Origin of the sequence: Pseudomonas chlororaphis, assembly GCA_001023535.1 — a bacterium.
Classification (GTDB): Bacteria; Pseudomonadota; Gammaproteobacteria; order Pseudomonadales; family Pseudomonadaceae; genus Aquipseudomonas; species Aquipseudomonas chlororaphis_E.
In genome coordinates, this window is record CP011020.1 from 3,459,441 (window position 1) to 3,478,528 (window position 19,088).

Annotated in this window: 11 protein-coding genes and 1 pseudogene; 7 read left to right on the forward strand and 5 right to left on the reverse strand. The window is 65.3% G+C overall.

The annotated features are described in order from the left end of the window. Nucleotides 1-28: 28 nt before the first annotated feature. From VM99_15375 to VM99_15390, 4 genes and pseudogenes are all read right to left on the reverse strand, one after another. Nucleotides 29-463 (reverse strand): chemotaxis protein CheY, encoded by a 435-nt coding sequence (locus VM99_15375; GenBank protein ID AKJ99378.1) that lies wholly within the window; start codon nt 461-463, stop codon nt 29-31. A 158-nt stretch (nt 464-621) separates the two neighbouring features. After that, nucleotides 622-3,854, reverse strand: a pseudogene (locus tag VM99_15380) (histidine kinase). Nucleotides 3,855-4,235: 381 nt separating this feature from the next. Continuing rightward, nucleotides 4,236-5,570 (reverse strand): ornithine monooxygenase, encoded by a 1,335-nt coding sequence (locus VM99_15385; GenBank protein ID AKJ99379.1) that lies wholly within the window; start codon nt 5,568-5,570, stop codon nt 4,236-4,238. 148 nt (nt 5,571-5,718) lie between these two features. Beyond that, nucleotides 5,719-6,201 (reverse strand): RNA polymerase sigma factor, encoded by a 483-nt coding sequence (locus VM99_15390; protein AKJ99380.1) that lies wholly within the window; start codon nt 6,199-6,201, stop codon nt 5,719-5,721. A 474-nt stretch (nt 6,202-6,675) separates the two neighbouring features. Here VM99_15390 and VM99_15395 point away from each other — a divergent pair, with 474 nt between their 5' ends. The 3 genes from VM99_15395 to VM99_15405 are packed head-to-tail and all read left to right on the forward strand — an operon-like array spanning nt 6,676 to nt 11,203. After that, nucleotides 6,676-7,827, forward strand: a complete 1,152-nt coding sequence (locus tag VM99_15395) for a hemolysin secretion protein D (GenBank protein ID AKJ99381.1) — start codon at nt 6,676-6,678, stop codon at nt 7,825-7,827. Beyond that, on the forward strand, nt 7,828-9,798 hold the full coding sequence (locus VM99_15400) for a macrolide ABC transporter ATP-binding protein (GenBank protein AKJ99382.1): 1,971 nt from the start codon (nt 7,828-7,830) through the stop codon (nt 9,796-9,798). It abuts the gene before it with no gap. A gap of 10 nt (nt 9,799-9,808) precedes the next feature. Beyond that, nucleotides 9,809-11,203 carry an RND transporter gene (locus VM99_15405; GenBank protein ID AKJ99383.1) on the forward strand — a complete coding sequence of 465 codons (1,395 nt, stop codon included), beginning with the start codon at nt 9,809-9,811 and terminating at the stop codon, nt 11,201-11,203. Between the two features lie 495 nt (nt 11,204-11,698). Here the strand turns inward: VM99_15405 and VM99_15410 are convergent, their stop codons facing one another. Beyond that, nucleotides 11,699-13,315, reverse strand: a complete 1,617-nt coding sequence (locus VM99_15410) for a PvdJ/PvdD/PvdP-like protein (GenBank protein AKJ99384.1) — start codon at nt 13,313-13,315, stop codon at nt 11,699-11,701. 244 nt (nt 13,316-13,559) lie between these two features. Here VM99_15410 and VM99_15415 point away from each other — a divergent pair, with 244 nt between their 5' ends. From VM99_15415 to VM99_15430, 4 genes are all read left to right on the forward strand, one after another. Beyond that, on the forward strand, nt 13,560-14,930 hold the full coding sequence (locus VM99_15415; protein AKJ99385.1) for a peptidase M19: 1,371 nt from the start codon (nt 13,560-13,562) through the stop codon (nt 14,928-14,930). Further along, nucleotides 14,927-16,207 (forward strand): class V aminotransferase, encoded by a 1,281-nt coding sequence (locus VM99_15420; protein AKJ99386.1) that lies wholly within the window; start codon nt 14,927-14,929, stop codon nt 16,205-16,207. Before VM99_15415 ends, VM99_15420 begins: the two co-directional genes overlap by 4 nt. 34 nt (nt 16,208-16,241) lie before the next feature. Then, nucleotides 16,242-17,117, forward strand: a complete 876-nt coding sequence (locus VM99_15425; GenBank protein ID AKJ99387.1) for a chromophore maturation protein PvdO — start codon at nt 16,242-16,244, stop codon at nt 17,115-17,117. A 290-nt stretch (nt 17,118-17,407) separates the two neighbouring features. Next, complete coding sequence (locus VM99_15430; protein ID AKJ99388.1) at nt 17,408-19,057, forward strand: cyclic peptide transporter; 1,650 nt, start codon at nt 17,408-17,410, stop codon at nt 19,055-19,057. The last annotated feature ends 31 nt before the right edge of the window (nt 19,058-19,088 follow it).

Consider the following 19,088-nt stretch of genomic DNA (forward strand, 5'->3'; position numbering starts at 1 on the left):
GGCCGACAGTGCGGACCAACGGCCCACCTCAACCACCACGGCCTTGCCTCAAGGACCGTCCCCAGGGTTGCATCGGCTCGCTGGCCGGGGGATCGACCCGCTCCGTCACCCGCCGCAACGCCGTCAGGTCAGGCAACGGGGCGTGACTCAGGTGCAGGCTGGAACGGCGCACGGCGGGCACCGGCGACAGGCCGATCTGCTGCACGTTGTAGAGCATGGCGTGACGCACCTGCGGGTTGTAGAGGATGAAATCGTGCAGGTCCAGCGCCCCCTCCGCCAGCCCGGCGTTGACCACCACCAGGTCGAAGGGCTCGCTGCCGTACTCCACCAACGTCAGCAGCGCTTGCACGTCGCTCACCGGGACAATCCGGAAGTAGCCCTGTTGATTGAACAGGCGTTCCAGCACGATTCGATGGGTATGTTGAGTGTCGGCAATCAGGATACGTAGTGCTTTATTCGGCATGGCAGGCATTCCAATAGCAACGCGCCCGGCGGGAACCGGCTCGTAAACAGTAAGGGGCGTCAGGCTAGAGGAAGCTTTTGAGAGGCGCTGTAGGACTATTCCCAAATTGAAGAAGGACGCATTCCTCATGACGTTGGGATTCGTCCCAGCAAACCCTTTCATGCGCCCCCCGGACCGGGCATCGCGGCCATGTGTCGCGCCAGTCGCTGCGCCAGTTGCTCCATGACCACGCGCAGGTCTTCCACGGCGGGCGCCAGTGTGCTCCGGTCGGCGGCGCGGCAGGCGCTTTCCAAGGCTTCACAGGCGTCGATCAGCGGCTGGGCGTTGATCATCCGCGCGCCGCCCTTGATCCGATGCGCCAGGTCCGCCAGGCCCGGCAAGTCGCGCTGATCGGACAGGCGCAGCAGCCGGGCTTGATCTTCGACATGGCTGCTGAGCAGTTCGCGCAGCAGCTGCCTGAGAGAGTCGGTGTCGCTGCCGGTCAGTTGTTCGAGGGTGGACAGGTCGAAACCGGCGCTGGGCGACGATGGCGCCGCCTCCGGCAGGACCTGGGCCAGACGCGCGGCGAGCTCCCTCAGGCCGATGGGCTTGAACAGGCAGTCGTCCATCCCCGCTTCGGCGCAGCGTTGCTTCTCTTCCGGCAGGGCATTGGCCGTAAAGCCCAGGAGCAGCGTTGCCGGCACGTCACGGGCGCGCTCCTCGGCCCGGATGGCGCGGGCCAGGTCGTAACCGCTCAACAACGGCATGTTGCAGTCGGTGATGACCACGTCGAAGGGTTCGCTGCGCCAGGCCCGCAGGCCTTGCTCACCATCCGCAGCAACCTGGACGTGGTGCCCCAGGTAGCTCAGTTGCTGGCTCAGCAGCAAGCGGTTGGCCGGGTAGTCGTCGACCACCAGGATCTTCAGCGCCCGAGCCGCCACCGCAGTCTCAGTCTCAGTCTCGGCGCGCGGCACGCCGGGCCGGGCGTCGAGCACCGGCAGGCTGAGCAGCACCTCGACCTGCGTGCCCTGTCCCGGCACGCTGCTCAACCTCAGGGTACCGCCCATCATTTCGCACAGGGTTCGACTGATCACCAGACCCAGCCCGGAACCGCCGCGGGCCGACGAGGCATTCTGACCGGCCTGGCTGAACGGGCTGAACAGCCGCCGCTGATCTTCAAGCGAAATCCCGCAGCCGGTGTCCTCGACCCGCAGGCACACGTCCAGGCGTTCACCCTTCAGGCCCGGTTCGCCGCGGACCTTCAGGCGGACCTCGCCCTGGTCGGTGAACTTGATGGCGTTGCTCAACAGGTTCGAGACGATCTGCTTGAAGCGTAGCGGATCGATCAACACATCGCGCTGGAGCGTGGCCTCCACGTCCAGCAGCAGACGCAGGTGTTTCTGTCGGGCCAGCCCGTCGAACATGCGCGCCATCGACTCGATCAGCTCATGCAGAGCGGCGCGTTCCGGCATCAACGTGAGTTTGCCGGACTCGATGCGGGCAATGTCGAGGATGTCGCCGATCAAGTCCAACATGCCGCGGGCCGCCGTTGACGCAACTTCGATGGCGGACCGGTCGACGACGCCCTGGTCGGCTTTTTTCTGCGCCAGCTCCAGCATGCCGATCACCGCGTTCATCGGTGTGCGGATTTCATGGCTCATGGTCGCGACGAAGGTGGTCTTGGCGCGGTTGGCGTCGTCGGCGCTTTGCTTGGCCACGCGCAACTGCTCCAGCAGGCGCCGCAGGTAGACGACCCAGCCCAGGGTCACCAGCAACAACAGCGCTGCGATGGCGAAGCCGCGCAGGATGGTCGTGCGGTTACGCAGCCAGTAGCTGTCATCGATCACCACTTCACTGCGCCAACGGTTGGTCAGTTCGTCCATTTCCTCGGGGGAAATGCTCAGCAGCGCCTTGTCCAGGATCGAATGCAGTTGCGTCGAGTCTCGCCGGGTCACCAGGGCCACGCGAGCCGGCAAGGTGCCGACGGTGCTGGTGACCTGCAACCGGTCGCGGTACTGGCGGGAAATCAGGTAGCGGGCGCTGATCAACGAATTGACCGCGCCCTCCACCGTGCCGGCGGCCACCATCGCCATGGCGTCGGCGGTGTTTTCAGCCGGCACCAGGTGCACGCCGGGAAAGGTTTCCGAGAGGTAGTCACGCAGCACGTTGCCACGGATCAGCGCCAGCCGCTTGCCGTCCATCTGGTCCAGGGTCAGCGCGACCTTGCGCGGCGTCACCAGCACGAACGGGTTGGTCAGGTACGGTCGGGTGAAGCGCAACTGGTCTTCCAGTTCGGGGCTGACGGGCGCGGCCGCCAGCACATCGGCCTGGCCACTGCGCACCTGCTCGATGAGCTCGTTGAGCGAACCGCCGCGCAGCAGATCGAACTTCAGGCCGGTGCGCAGGCTGATCCTGGCCAGCACGTCGGCGCTGATACCGCGCAACTGGCCCTGGTCATCGATGAACGTCAGCGGTGGGAAATGCTCGTTGACCGCCACCCTGATCCGCGGATGGGTGTCCAGCCAGCGCTGCTCCTTGACACTGAAATGCAGCGCCTGCTGCCCCGGCACGCTGGCGCCGCCGGCACTCCAGCGGCGCAGGATGCTCATCCGCTCGCCAGCTGGAATGGCTTGCAACGCGGCGTTGAGGATACGCAGCAGGCGCGTGTTGTCGCGGCTGACCGCGAAGGCGAACGGCTGCACCTCCAGGCGAGAGAAATCCGCCAGCTGGACATTGTTCAGGTAGTTCTTGCTGATCAGGTAATGGGCGCTGATCGAATCCCCCAGGTAGACGTCGGCCTGTCCGAACGCCACGGCGCCGATGGCGCTGAGGGTCGAGGGGTACAACTGCAAGGACGCCTCGGGATAAAACGCCTTGACGGTGTCCGGCGGCAAGTAGTGGTACAGCATCGCGACGCGCTTGCCCGCCAGGTCCGGCGGCAAGTCCTGGCTGTCGTCGGTGCGCGCCACGAGGGTAGGCAGGTCATCGGCATAGGCTTGGGACATCGCCAGGTCCGGGTCGCCGGCCTCGAAGCCATTGGCATTGCCGAGCAGGTCGATCTCGCCGCCACGCAGGGCCTGGAGCGATTCGGCCCGGGACGGATAGCGCTGGACCACCACCTGGACGTGCAAGAGCTGCCCCAGCAGTTGCGCATAGTCGGCGGTCAGGCCTTCGTAGTGGCGCCCGTCGCCGGTCATGCCGAACGGCGCATAGTCCGGCGCCGACTCGCCCAGCCGCAACGTGCCTTCTGGCGCAGCCAGGCCCAGTCCGCCGCGCCCAGGGACACCGAATAATCGTCCACGTTCGAACGCCCGAGCACCTGCAACGACTCGGGCGCCGCCTCCACCGGTGGCGTCACACTCAACGAGCCCAGCAACAGCGCCGCCAGGCCTGTGCGTAGAAGCTGCATCATCGGGGTCAGGTTGTATCGCTTGGCGTAGTCGGCCCGGGACGCCGCCGACTGCGTTCGAGTCGGGACACCCGGCTGATGGGTTCAGACTGCCAATACGGGAGAACAGCGAACCGTCCATGGGCCTGTCAAATGGCGGCAGGCGTGGACTGAGTGTAGGAAATTTCTGAGGATTTGCCTGCCATGCAGCGCAAATTCAGGTGGAGCGCTTTCGCGGGCAAGCCCGCTCCCACAGGACTTTGGGTTTGCCTTGAGTCTGTGGTCGCCACCTAGCCCATTGTGGGAGCGGGCTTGCCCGCGAAAGCGGCCGCACAGCCAACATCGCCATCGACTGCCCCAGCGCATTCGCGAGCAAGCTCCCACGGGGAGTCTGGCAGTGGGCGGTTACGCCGACGCCAGGTGCAGGTCTGGCACCGGGCGCGCTTGCCCGCGGTGCTTGCCATGGTCATACAGCGAGCCGGCGATTTCATCGGCGCGCACCGGCAGGATCGACAGCAAGGTGTCGCTCAAGCCATGGCTGGCCTGGCAGAAGCCCTGCATGTAGATGGCCGCCTTGCAGCGTTCGTCGGTGATCAGCTTGTAGTGCCGGTCCACTTCGAAATCGCCCAGGTACGGCGCCAGCGGGGCCAGCAGCGAACGGTGCATCTGCCGCTCATAACCGGTGGCGAGCACCACCGCGTCGTAACGGCGCACGGTCAGTTCGCCGGTGGCGCTGTTGCGCACCGCCAGCTCGATACCGGCGTCGGTGGCCGTGGCTTTTTCCACGGTGGTCAGGGTACGGAAGGCATGGCGGGCCACGCCGGAGACTTTCTGGCGATAGAAAATCCCGTAGATGCGCTCGATCAGGTCGATGTCCACCACCGAATAGTTGGTGTTGTGGTACTCGTTGACCAGGCGCTCGCGCTCGCTGTGGGGCTGCTGGAACACCAGGTCGGTGAATTCCGGCGAGAACACCTCGTTGACGAACGGACTGTCATCCGCCGGCTTCAGGGCCGAACCGCGCAGAATCATGTCGACCTGGACCGACGGGAAGCTGTCGTTGAGGTCGATGAAAGCCTCGGCCGCGCTCTGCCCGCCACCGATGATGGCCACCTTCATCGGCTGGCCACTCACGCACGGCTGGGTTGCCATGCGCTCCAGGTACTGGGAATGATGGAACACCCGGCGATCGTCCTTGAACGCCTTGAACGCGTCCGGGATGCGCGGCGTGCCGCCGGCGCTGACCACCACCGAACGGGCGGTGCGGACGAATTCCTCGCCCTGGCTGTCACGGGAAATCACCCGCAGCGCCTCCACCTGCTGGTGGTGCAGCACCGGCTCGATACGCAGCACTTCCTCGCCATAGCGGCTCTGTTCGGCGAACTGCGCGGCGACCCAGCGCAGGTAGTCGTTGAACTCCATGCGGCATGGGTAGAAGGTGCCCAGGTTGATGAAATCCACCAGGCGCCCGTGCTGCTTGAGGTAATTGACGAACGAATAAGGGCTGGTGGGGTTGCGCAGGGTCACCAGGTCCTTGAGGAAGGAAATCTGCAACTCGCTCTGGGTCACCAGGGTGTTGCCATGCCAGCGGTAGTCGGCCTGCTTGTCGAGGAACAGCACGTCCAGCTCGCCCTGGACCGGCCCTCGCTCCTGCAACGCAATGGCCAGTGCCAGGTTCGAAGGGCCGAAGCCAATGCCGATCAAGTCGTGAACGATGGGCGATGCAATTGCCTGTGTCATTCCAGTGTCCTCTGGAGAAGCCCCTCAACAGGGCGCGAAAAGCCTGGGGGTAACCGACCGGCCCGAGTGCAGGGCCGGCAAGTCGTCTGTTGAGAGGAACGAGGACAAGGAAAAAAAATTTACCGCCGCGCGAATCGCCAGCGGCAAATCAAGGCGTGTCCCACTGTCGCACCCGAACGCGACAGTGCTTCATGGCATTGACGATGTGCTTTTCCACCAGCGCCCGGGAAATGCCCAGGCGCTCGGCGATCTGCGGGTGCGACAAGCCTTCGAGCTTGCGCAACAGGAAACTTTCGCGGCACAGCGGCGGCAACTCGGCCAGGGCGCGCTGGAGCATGTCCAGGCGCTGGCCGTGATCGAGACAGGTGTGGGGCGATGGCGTGAAGAAGCGTTCTTCGCTGTCCAGCACGTCCAGGGATTCGACCTGGCGCAGGGTGTTGCGCCGATGGCCGTCGATCACCAGGTTCAACGCCGTGCGATACAGGAAGGCCCGCGGCTGTTCGATGGGCGTGTCGCTGGCGCGCTCCAGAACCCGCACATAGGCGTCATGCACCACATCCTCGGCCGCCTGGCGGCTGCCTAGCCTGGCGTTCAGGAAACACACCAGCTCGCGATAGTAGTTTTCCAACATGACTCCCGTGCGCAATGGCTGCGACCGCTATCCCTGTGTCCACTCGGCGTGCCTGGAACAGGCAGTGGCACGATAGTGGCAGATTCAATCGCGTAATTTATAGTAATTCTCATATAGATTTAAAGCTTTCGTTTGTGTCGATGCCTATTCGTTCAAGTTGAACCGCAGCCGCACACCCTAGATCTCTAGGCCAGTACAGCTTTTGTGGCGAGGGAGCTTGCTCCCGCTGGACTGCGCAGCAGGCCCAAGAGCAAACACTTCCACCGAGCCAGAAAAATCGGAGGTTGAGTGTTTGGGGTCGCTTCGCAACCCAGCGGGAGCAAGCTCCCTCGCCACGGTCGCGGCGGCTGACGCGCCAACCTGCTACCAAGTGTTTCAACCAGTAAATTCCCGCCCAAAACGCTCGTTTACCAGAACAGCCTCCCGTCCCTGCCCCTGCTACGACGGGCTTGAACCCATCGGCCGGAACCCTGCATGAAACGTCCCCGCCCTACCCGACGCGCCTGGCTCCTTACCATCACCCTGCTGCCCGCCGTCGCCTTCGCCGCCTGGCAAGCCGTCGCGCCGACGCCCACCGCCCGGGCGACCGCCGCCGTCAGCCGTGGCGACATCGAAAACAGCGTCACCGCCCTCGGCACCCTGCAACCGCGGCGCTACGTGGACGTCGGCGCCCAGGCGTCCGGACAGATCCAGAAGATCCACGTGGAAGCCGGCGACGAAGTGCGCGAAGGCCAGTTGCTGGTGGAAATCGATCCGTCCACGCAAAAAGCCAAGCTGGACGCCGGGCGCTTCGCCATCGAAAACCTCAAGGCCCAGTTGCAGGAGCAACGGGCGCAACACGACCTGGCCCAGCAGAAATCCCGCCGCCAGCAGCAACTGCAGGCCGGCGGCGCTACCCGCGAGGAAGACGTGCAGACCGCCCAGGCCGAGGTGCGTGCCACCCAGGCGCGCATCGACATGTTCCAGGCCCGGATCCGCGAAGCTCAAGCCAGCCTGCGCAGCGACGAGGCCGAGTTGGGCTACACACGGATCTACGCGCCCATGAGCGGCACCGTGGTCGCCGTCGGCGCCCGGGAAGGCCAGACGCTCAACGCGCAGCAACAGACTCCGCTGATCCTGCGCATCGCCCGGCTGACGCCCATGACGGTCTGGGCCGAGGTCTCGGAAGCCGACATCGGCCACGTCAAACCGGGCATGAACGCCTACTTCACCACCCTGGCGGGCGGCACCCGGCGCTGGAGCAGCACCGTTCGCCAGATCCTCCCGGTGCCGCCCCGCCCCCTGGAAGCCAGCCAGGGCGGCAGCCCCACCGGTGGTCGTAGCGGCAGCGAGCGCGTGGTGCTCTACACCGTGCTGCTGGATGTCGACAACGCCGACCGCGCCCTGATGACGGACATGACCGCCCAAGTATTTTTCGTCGCCGCCCAGGCCCACGACGTGCTCAGCGTGCCCACCGCCGCGTTGCAGGATGCCGCCGGCCAGGTGCTGGTGGTGGCCGATAATGGCGACGTCCAACCACGCACGGTGCGCACCGGCATCAGTGATCGACTGCGCACCCAGGTGCTCGATGGCCTGAATGAAGGCGAACGGGTGCTGATCGGCCCGGCGCCCGGCAGCGGAGGCTGAATGGACACGCCCCTGATCGAACTGCGGGACATCCGCAAGGCTTACGGCGGTGGCGACAGCCCTCGGGTGGAGGTGCTGCGGGGCATCGACCTGTCGATCCACGCCGGGGAATTCCTGGCAATCGTCGGGGCGTCCGGCTCCGGCAAATCGACACTGATGAATATTCTCGGCTGCCTCGACCGGCCCACCAGCGGCGAGTACCGCTTCGCCGGCGAAGACGTCGCCCGCCTGGGCAGCGACGAATTGGCCTGGCTGCGGCGCGAAGCCTTCGGATTCGTGTTCCAGGGCTACCACTTGATCCCGTCCGGCACCGCCCAGGAAAACGTCGAAATGCCGGCCATCTACGCCGGCACCTCGGCCGCTGAACGCCACGCACGGGCCCAGGCGCTGCTCGAACGCCTTGGCCTGGCGAGCCGCACCGGCAACCGTCCGCACCAACTCTCCGGCGGGCAACAGCAACGGGTGTCGATTGCCCGAGCGTTGATGAACGGCGGTCACATCATCCTCGCCGACGAACCCACCGGCGCCCTCGACAGCCAGAGCGGCATCGAAGTCATGGCCTTGCTCGACGAGTTGGCGAGCCAGGGCCACGTGGTGATCCTGATCACCCATGACCGCGAAGTGGCGGCACGGGCCAAGCGCATCATCGAAATCCGCGACGGGTCGATCATCAGCGACAGCGCCAACGGCGCGCCCGCGACGCCCTGCGCCAACCCAAAGGCGTTGCAGGCCGTGGACCTGCGCCAGCGGCTGAGTGCCGGCAGCGAACACAACGGCGCCTGGAAAGGCGAACTGCTCGACGCCGTGCACGCCGCGTGGCGGGTGATGTGGATCAACCGTTTCCGCACCGCCCTGACCTTGCTCGGCATCATCATCGGCGTGGCGTCGGTGGTGGTGATGCTGGCGGTGGGCGAAGGCAGCAAGCGCCAGGTGATGGCCCAGATGGGCGCCTTCGGCTCCAACATCATCTACCTCAACGGCATCGCGCCCAACCCGCGCGCCACCAAGGGCATCATCAGCGAACAGGACCTGGCCGCCCTCGCCGCCCTGCCCGAGGTGCAACGCATCATGCCGGTCAACGGTGCCGAAGCCAGTGTGCGCTTCGGCAACCTCGACCACAAAAGCTACGTCGGCGGCAACGACACGCACTTTCCGCTTATCTTCAATTGGCCGGTGGTCCAGGGCAGTTACTTCAGCGATGCCGATGAGCGCAGCGCGGCGGCGGTCGCCGTGATCGGCCACAAGGTCCGGCAGAAACTGCTCAAGGACGTCGCCGACCCCATCGGCCGCTACATCCTGATCGAGAACGTACCGTTCCAGGTGGTCGGCGTGCTCGCGGAAAAAGGCGCCAGCTCCGGCGACTCCGACGCCGACAACCGCATCGCCGTGCCCTACTCCGCCGCCAGCGTGCGACTGTTCGGTAGCCGGCACCCGGAATACGTGGTGATCGCCGCCCGGGACTCCGGCAAGGTCCGTCAGGCCGAACAGGCGGTGTCCCGCACCCTGTTGCGCCTGCACGACGGCCAGCAGGATTTCGAACTGACCAACAACGCCGCGATGATCCAGGCCGAGGCGCGCACCCAAGGGACGCTGTCGCTGATGCTCGGGGCGATTGCTGCGATTTCGCTGCTGGTGGGCGGCATCGGCGTGATGAACATCATGCTCATGACCGTGCGCGAACGGACCCGGGAAATCGGCATTCGCATGGCCACCGGCGCCCGCCAACGGGACATCCTGCGCCAGTTCCTCACCGAGGCGGTGATGCTCTCGGTGGTCGGCGGCCTGGCTGGCATCGGCCTGGCCTTGCTGGTGGGCGGCGCGTTGCTGCTGGGCAAGATCGCGGTGGCGTTCGAATGGCTGGCGGTGTTCGGCGCCTTCGGTTGCGCCCTGGCCACCGGCGTTGTGTTTGGCTTCATGCCGGCCCGCAAGGCCGCCCGCCTCGACCCCGTCGCGGCCCTCACCAGTGAATGAATGCATGCCGATGAAAGCGCACCTGACCCTCCTGGCCGCCAGCCTGCTACTGGCGGCGTGCAGCACTCCGTTGTCGCCCCCGGACAGCGGCATCCAATCGCCATCGACCTGGCAGCACCTCGAAACTCCCGCCGCCGAGGCAGACAACCGGCAATGGTGGACGCAATTTGGCAGCCCACAACTCAATCGTCTGATCGAGCAGGCACGCCTGGACAGCCACGACCTCGCCGCCGCCATGGCACGGGTTCGCCAGGCCCAGGCCAACGCAGTGATCGCCGGTGCGCCCCTGCTGCCGGAACTCAAGGCCGGGCTCAACGGCACGCGCCAGGAACTATTGCGCGGCAAGGGCTACAGCCAACTGGACGTGGACCGGGACAACCGCTCGCTGGATTACTACGACGCCAACCTCAGCGCCACCTATGAGCTGGATTTCTGGGGAGGCAAACGCGCGGCCCGGGACAGCGCGCTGGGCACCCTGGCGGCCAGCCGGTTCGACCGGGCGACCGTGGAATTGACCCTGCTCAGTGGCGTCGCCAACAGCTACACCCAGGCGCTGTCCCTGGGCGAACAACGACGCATCGCCGAACTGAACCTGGCCAATGCCCAAAGCGTGCTCGACCTGGTGCAGACCCGCTACGACGCCGGCAGCGCCACCGCCGTGGAACTGTCCCAGCAGAAAGGCCTGGTGGCAGCGCAGCAGCGCCGGCTGCCGCAGGTGCAGCAACAGGCCCGGGAGGCGCTGATCACCCTGGCGACGCTGTTGGGGCAGCCGGTGCAGGCGGTCCGCCTCGAGGCCGAGGACTTCGACCGCCTGCACTGGCCGTCCATCGACGCCGGCGTGCCCAGCGACCTGCTGCGCCGCCGCCCGGACATCGCCGCCGCCGAAGCACGCCTGAGCGCCGCCGAAGCCGACATCCGCGTGGCGCGCGCGGCAATGCTACCCTCGATGACCCTGGGCCTGAGCCTCGCCAGCGGTGCCGACATCGCCGACCAGGTGTTGCGCAACAACGTCTACAACCTCACCGCCGGCCTGGCGGCGCCAGTGTTCAACAACGGCCGCCTGAAAGCCGAACGGGACAAGGCCACCGCCCGCCAGGAAGAGCTGCTGCAAACCTACCGCGCGGCCATCATCAACGGCTTCGCCGACGTCGAAAAAGCCTTGAACGGCATCAACGGCCTGGAACGACAACGGCAGTGGCAAGCCGAAGAACTGCAACAGGCCCAAAGCGCCTTCGACATCGCCCAGCGCCGCTACCAGGCCGGCGCCGAAGACCTGCTCACCGTGCTGGAAACCCAACGCACCCTCTACGCCGCCCAGGACATGAACGTGCAACTGCGCCTGGCCCGAGTCCAGGCCAGCGTGGCGTTGTACAAGGCGTTGGGTGGGGGGTGGCGGGTGATGTAGGCCTCGAACACACCATCAAGTCACCCAGCTGTTCACTTGAGCTCAATCTAAAGCCAAGTGCACCCGTGGCGAGGGAGCTTGCTCCCGCTGGGCTGCGCAGCAGCCCTAAGACCTTGCGGTCGCTGCGCAACCGAGCGGGAGCAAGCTCCCTCGCCACAAGTAATTCCCGTCCCTATAAAGGGTGTTCGGCTTTGGTTCTGTTTATCCGGCCATGTAGGACTCCCCAGCCAGGCTACATCGCCTTGCGCCGTGGCAAGCGAGCGCTGGGCATCCAGCAAATGATTTGAGTTGGCAGAACTGCTAGCAAACCGCGCCCTGGACATCGCCGCGCCGCGCTAAACGCATACCTCCAAGCCAAGTGACACCCGTGGCGAGGGAGCTTGCTCCCGCTGGGCTGCGCAGCAGCCCTGAGATCTTGCGGTCGCTGCGCAACCGAGCGGGAGCAAGCTCCCTCGCCACAAATAATTCCCGCCCCTGTTCATCCAATCAGAAAGGTTAAGCAGGCTTGGCCTTGAGATTGCGCGCATACCACGGTCGTTGCGGCACCCGGCGAAACAGTTCGGAGAGCTTTTTGTCATCGCTGCCGAAGGTGATGCGCAGGGCCAGTTTCATGGTTTCCGGGTCCATTTCCACCGAACGCCCCACTTGCAGCCCCGGCGTGGTGCTGCAACCGTGGGTGTCCGGGCCCAGCCAGGGGTCGGCGATTTCCACCCAGCGGCCCGGGGCGAACCAGGGTACGCCGTTGACGTCCAGGCGGCTCACTTCGCCGGGGTGGAAACGTTCGTGGGCACGGAACCAGTCTTCGAGACGATCATCGATCCAGCCGTGAAAGGACCAGAACACCGGGTTCACGTGGGAAGAAAACGGGTCGCCGAGAAAGTCGTTTTCCGCTGCATACCAGCGCTGGGCAAAGTCGGCCGGGTCACGGGCGAACGGCACCGGGTGGCCGTTGGACGGGTCCCTGGGCACCGAGGCCCAGCGCATGTGCAGCCAGTCGTGCAGCCCCAGTTCCATCTCCGAACCCAACTGGCCCAGGGTCAGTTTCGACAGGTAGCGCGGGTCACGGTAGCGCGATTCCCAGACCTGGAAATTGCTGTGGTAGGTCTCGGCCGTCTTGATGTCGCTCACCCATTGGGCGTACTGCTCGTCGCCGTCGGCCAGCCAGGTGGGCGGCAAGGCCGTGCCGTCGTGGTTGTCGAAATAGCGGGCGAACCCAATGCGATCACGCGCCAGTTCCGGTTGCGGCAACGGGAAGCGCGGCCAGGACGGCAACGGCTGGAACGAGCGCGCCGTGCCCAGCATGTGCCGGTGCATGAAGAAGAAGTCGATGCCCGAGCCGTTGCGATCCTTGCGCGGCCCGCGAGCGTCGCGCTCCTGGCCCCTTGGTCCGGGCTGCCAGCCGATGCCGCGCAAGGCGTTGCGCTTGTCTTCGTCCAGGGTGTGCCATTTGTCCCGCGTCGCATGCCAGAGTTGATGGAACAAGCGATGCTCGGGCGACACCAACCAGGCCAACAGCGCCGGGCTCAGTGGCACGCGGTCGCGGGCTTCGGGAAATGGCTGCTTGACGGCGATGAAGCGGTTGTCGAGTTCCGGCTGGGCCAGCGGACGATCCAACGACCACGCGCGCCCACTGAGGGTCGCGGGGCCGGCATTGCCGAAACCGGCCCAGACTTCGTCCAGGGTCATGATGAATTCATAGCGCGGCACGCCGCTCGCCCCATCGACCAGCCGCCAGCTCAACTGCCGGGGGTCGGTTCCGGCCAGGTCACCCAGCACCCGGTAGCGCGGCTCGCCGCCGCTGCGCAGCCGCTCGGCGGTGTCGAGGCAGCCCACCAGGCCACGGCCCTTGTGGGCGATGTCGAGGAAGAGCTGCAGATCGTCGTCCGGCACGCCCGCAAGGCCGGCCTCCTGCCCGCTGAAACGGATCGTCCAGATCCCCCGCAACGTATCCGCCTGACGCTGGCCCGCCACATTCGCCACATCGAAGGACGCCTCGCCGGGGGTGATGGTCGGGTCCGGGCGGGTCAGTTCGCGATGTCCGTAATACACCGCAGGCACAGCGGCACCGGTCAGTGCCAGGCCTGCCATGAACCCTCGTCGAGAAATCGTCATTGCCTTACCTGTGTTCAGCCCTGGGGTGGGCGTTATCCAAGCTAGGACGATGGCTGGGGGGACAAATTTAAAGACTGTGGGGGCCTCTTCGCGAGCAAGCCCGCTCCCACAAAGGTCAGCCACCTGGAGGAGATCCCCTGTGGGAGCGAGCTTGCTCGCGAAGAGGCCCTCCCAGACCGCTAAATTTCCCCACCGATCACTCGTTCTTCCCAGACAGCAAAGGCGAACCTGACTGAGATCGGCAATGACAACACGACGTTCGAAAAAGGCGCTGTTCACCGGCGTGCCCCTGGCCCTGGCATTGGTGGTGGGCGGTGGCCTCGCGGCCTGGGACTACGGGTGGCGGGACAACCCCGGCTACCCGGTCAAGGTGATGAAAGAGGCTCGGGCGCTGCATGAGCGCCTGCTCTCCTTCGACAGCCACATCACCGTGCCGCTGGATTTCGGCACCGCCGGCCACGAAGCCGACAAGGACGGCGACGGCCAGTTCGACCTGGTGAAAGCCAATCGCGGCCAGTTGTCCGGCGCGGCGCTGACGGTGTTCGGCTGGCCGGAGTTGTGGAACGGCCCCAACGCGCCGCACAAGCCCACCGCCGGCTTCGTCGAGGAGGCACGCAATCAACAGGAAGTGCGCTACAAGATCATCACCGGGCTGGTCCGCGACTACCCCAACCAGGTCGCCATCGCCTACACCCCGGAGGATTTTCGCCGGCTGCACGGTGAAGGCAAGTTCGCGATTTTCATCAGCATGCTCAACGCCTACCCCCTTGGCGATGATCTGAACCTGCTGGACCTGTGGACGGCGCGAGGCATGCGCATGTTCGGCTTCAGCTACATCGGCAACAACGACTGGGCCGATTCCTCGCGCCCGCTGCCGTTCTTCAACGACTCGCCGGATGCCCTTGGTGGCCTGTCGGACATCGGCAAGCAAGCGGTGACCCGCCTGAATGACCTCGGTGTGATCATCGACGTGTCGCAGATGTCGACCCAGGCCCTGGAGCAGGTTGCGCAACTGAGCCGCACACCGCTGGTGGCCTCGCATTCCGCGCCACGGGCGATGGTGGACATCCCGCGCAACCTCAGCGACAAGGAACTGCAACTGATCAAGCGCAGCGGCGGCGTGGTGCAGATCGTCGGCTTCTCCCAGTACCTGCGCCCGCTCACGCAAAAGACCCAGGACAAGCTCAACGCCCTGCGCGCGCGTTTCGATCTGCCGCCGCTGCCCAACCTGGCCATGGCGCTGATGCCCGGCGATCCGATCATCGCCGCCTGGCCCGAGCAGAAGTTCGGTGAATACGCCGCCCAGCTCTACGGCATCCTGGAAGAAGAACCCAAGGCCAGCCTCAAGGACCTGGGGGACGCCATCGACTACACCGTGCGCAAGATCGGCATCGACCACGTAGGCATCAGCTCCGACTTCAACGAAGGCGGCGGCGTGAAAGGCTGGGAAAACGTCGGCGACATCCGCAACGTCACCGCCGAATTGCTCACCCGCGGCTACTCCGAAGCCGACATCGCCAAACTCTGGGGCGGCAATTTCCTGCGGGTCTGGGATCAGGTCCAGAAGGCCGCGCGACCGGCCGTGGCCTCGAACCAGAAGGTCGGCCAGCCATGAATGAACGCCGCACGTTCCTGAAGCGGGCCGGGATCCTCGCCGCCGGCCTACCCCTGGCCAACAGCCTGCCCGCCACGGCCGGCACCCCATCGCTGCCGTCGCTGCCCCGGGATAAATGGGCGCAACTGCGCTCGTTGTTCGACCAGGATCCGGACTACCTGCATTTCGCCAACTTCCTCGTCACCACCCACCCGCGCCCAGTGCGCGAGGCCATCGAGCAACACCGCGCCGCCCTCGACAAGAACCCCGGCCTGCAGATGGACTGGGACCTGGGCATCACCGAAGCCCGCGAGGAGAACGTGCGCACCTGGGCCGGCCGCTACCTGCAAGCGGGCCCCAGGCAGATCGCCCTCACCGGCAGCACCACCCAGGGCCTGGCGATGATCTACGGCGGGGTCCAGGTCAAGCCTGACCAGGAAATCCTCACCACCGTCCACGAACACTACGCCACCCACACCATCCTCGACCTACGCACCCAACGGGACGGCACCCGCGTGCGCAAGATCAAGCTGTTCGAGGACGCCCACCGCGCCAGTCACGATGAAATCCTGGCCGCCATCGACCGCGCCATCCGCCCGCAAACAAGGGTGCTGGGCATGACCTGGGTGCACTCCGGCAGCGGCGTGAAGTTGCCCATCGACCAGATCGGTGCGCTGGTGGAGCGGCACAACCAGGGCCGCCGCGATGACCAACGCATCGTCTACGTGGTGGACGGCGTACACGGTTTCGGCGTGGAGGACGTGGGCTTTGCGGCGATGAACTGCGACTTCTTCATCGCCGGCACCCACAAGTGGATGTTCGGCCCGCGCGGCACGGGGCTGGTGTGCAGCCGCAGCGACGAACTCAAATACGTCACGCCGATCATCCCGACCTTTTCCGAAGCCACGGCGTTTTCCACCGTCATGACCCCGGGCGGCTTCCATGCCTTCGAGCACCGCTGGGCGGTGGACGAGGCCTTCAAGCTGCACCTGGAGCTGGGCAAGGCCGAGGTTCAGGCGCGCATTCACGCCCTCAACAGCTACCTGAAAAAACAGCTGGTGGCGATGCCGCAGGTTGAACTGGTCACGCCGTTGAGCCCGGCGCTGTCGGCCGGCTTTACCTTTTTCCGCATCAAGGGCCGCGAGAGCGACCGGGTGGCCGGTGACCTGATGAAGCAACGCGTGATCGTCGACGCCGTTCACCGCGATGCCGGGCCGGTGATACGCACCGCACCGGGCCTGCTCAACAACGAAGCCCAAATCGATCGTTTCATGACGCTGTTGAACCAGGCGATCTGACCCGCGCTTGTTGGACTTTAATCGAGAGAAAAAAATGAACCGTTTTCCACTGAAGGTACTTGCCGCATTGGCCTTGGTCGCCCTGCTGCCCAGCGGCGCCGAAGCGTCTCAACCGGGCCAGGTGTTTCGCGATTGCAAGGATTGCCCGGAGATGGTCGTGTTGCCCACCGGCACCTTCCAAATGGGCACCCCGCCGGACGAAGTCGGCCGCGAGCCGGACGAAGGCCCGATGCACCCGGTGACGTTCGCCCGGCCTCTGGCGATCAGCCGCTTCCAGGTGTTGAAGGGTGAATGGTTCGCCTATTTGCGCGACACCGGCTACACGATGCCAGACGGTGATGACCGCCCTGGCCGCGCCTGCAAGGCCGGCATCCCGGATTACCAGGGCAGCGACCCGCGCAAGCAATACAGCGACCGCCACCCGGCGGTGTGCATGGACTTCAACGAGGCCAATGCCTACGTGGCCTGGTTGTCGAAGAAAACCGGCAAGCCCTACCGACTGACCAGCGAGTCGGTGCGCGAATACGCCGCGCGCGGCGGCACTACCGGGCCGTTCCCCTTCCCGTTCGATGAAGGCAAGGACTACAGCATCGCCCGGCATGCCAACACCTACGGCGCCGCCGATGGCTTCAACTTCACCTCGCCGGCCGGCAGCTTCCCGGCCAACGCCTTCGGCGTGTACGACATGCACGGCAATGTCTACGAGTGGACAGCCGATTGCTACAACGACAGCTACACCGGCGCCCCGAACGACGGCAGCGCCTGGCTCGACGGCGACTGCAAGGTGCGGCGTATCCGTGGCAACGACTGGGGCGAGGCGCCAGTGTTTTCCCGCTCGGGCAACCGTAACGCGGCGTACCCCGATGCGCGTGGGGATTGGCTGGGGTTTCGGGTGGTGCGGGATATGTAGCCCTTGAATTCACTTGTGGGGTGCACTTTGTGGCGAGGGGATTTATCCCCGCTGGCGCGCGCAGTGCCCCCATAGCCTGGGCATGCGTTGTGTCGGACGGATTGAGGGTACGAGAGGCCGCTGCGCGGCCAGCGGGAGCAAGCTCCCTCGCCACGGACACCGGTCGCTAAATCCCATGTTCTTCCAACCGTTCTACAGGGGGGCGCGACACAACCGGCGCGCTCCGTCCTCAAGCCCTTGCGATGAATACCTGCGGGGGCCTTCGCCCTTTCTTCAAGCAGGAAACCGCCATGAACCAACCAACACGCGGGGTGATGCACGAGCTGTTCACGCTGCTCAAACCTTTCCGGCTGATTGTCATCGGCGCCATTGCGCTGGGCATGCTTGGCGGGCTCAGCGTCACGGTGCTGCTGGCGACGATCAACCAGGTCCTGCACGCCGACAACGGCCTCAGCGCCACGGTGGTCGGCGTGTTTGCCGGGCTGTGCCTGCTGGCGCTGACCAGCTCGATCTTCTCGGACATCGGCACCAACTATGTCGGCCAGAAAATCATCGCCCGTTTGCGCAAGACCCTGGGAGAAAAAGTGCTGTCGGCGCCCATCGAACAGATCGAGCGCTACCGCAGCCATCGCCTGATCCCGGTGCTGACCCACGACGTCGACACCATCAGCGACTTCGCCTTCGCCTTTGCCCCGCTGGCCATTTCCCTGACCGTCACACTCGGTTGCATGGGTTACCTGGCGCTGCTGTCGTGGCCGATGTTCCTGGTCACCGTGGTGGCGATCCTGATCGGCACGGTCATCCAGTACATCGCCCGAGGCCGCGGCATGCAGGGTTTCCTGAACGCCCGCGAACACGAGGACGAACTGCAGAAGCACTACAACGCCATCGCCGAGGGCGCCAAGGAGCTGCGCATCCACCGCCCCCGTCGCCAGCGCATGTTCGTCTCGGGCATCGAACGCACCGCCGACACGATCTGCGACACACAGATCCGCTCGGTGAATATCTTCGTGGTCGCCAAGACCCTAGGCTCCATGCTGTTTTTCGTGGTTATCGGCCTGGCCCTGGCGCTGCAATCGCTGTGGCCAAGCGCGGACAAAGCGGTGATGAGCGGTTTCGTGCTGGTGCTGCTGTACATGAAGGGGCCGCTGGAACACTTGATCGGCACCCTGCCGATCGTCAGCCGCGCGCAGATCGCCTTCCGCCGGATCGCCGAGCTGTCGGAACGGTTTTCCTCGCCCGAACCACACCTGCTGCTCAGCGACCCGGGCAATAGCAAGGCCTCCGTGCGAAGCCTGGAACTGAACAACGTGGCCTACAGCTTCCCGTCGGTCGAAGGCGCCACGCCCTTTCGCCTGGGCCCGGTGAACCTGCGCATCGACCAGGGCGAGATCATTTTCATCGTCGGAGAAAACGGCTGTGGCAAGACCACGCTGATCAAGCTGTTGCTGGGCCTGTATGCCCCGCAACAGGGGGAAATCCGCCTCAATGGCCGGGCGGTGACCGACCTGGACCGCGACGACTACCGCCAACTGTTCACAACGATCTTTGCCGACTACTACCTGTTCGACGACGTCGTGCAGGGCGAGACCCACATCCCCGACGACGCCAACCAGTATCTGCAACGCCTGGAGATCGCCCACAAGGTCAGCGTGCGCGACGGCACCTTCACCACCACCGACCTGTCCACCGGCCAACGCAAGCGCCTGGCCCTGGTCAACGCCTGGCTGGAAGAGCGCCCGGTGCTGGTGTTCGACGAATGGGCCGCCGACCAGGACCCGACTTTCCGGCGGATTTTCTACACCGAGCTGCTGCCGGACCTCAAGCGCCTGGGCAAGACCATCATCGTGATTTCCCACGACGACCGTTACTTCGATATCGCCGACCAGTTGGTGCGTATGGAAGCCGGCCATGTCGTCACCGAGCTGCAACCGGCCTGACGGTGAACATTTCTTTAAAAAAAGACGCTGG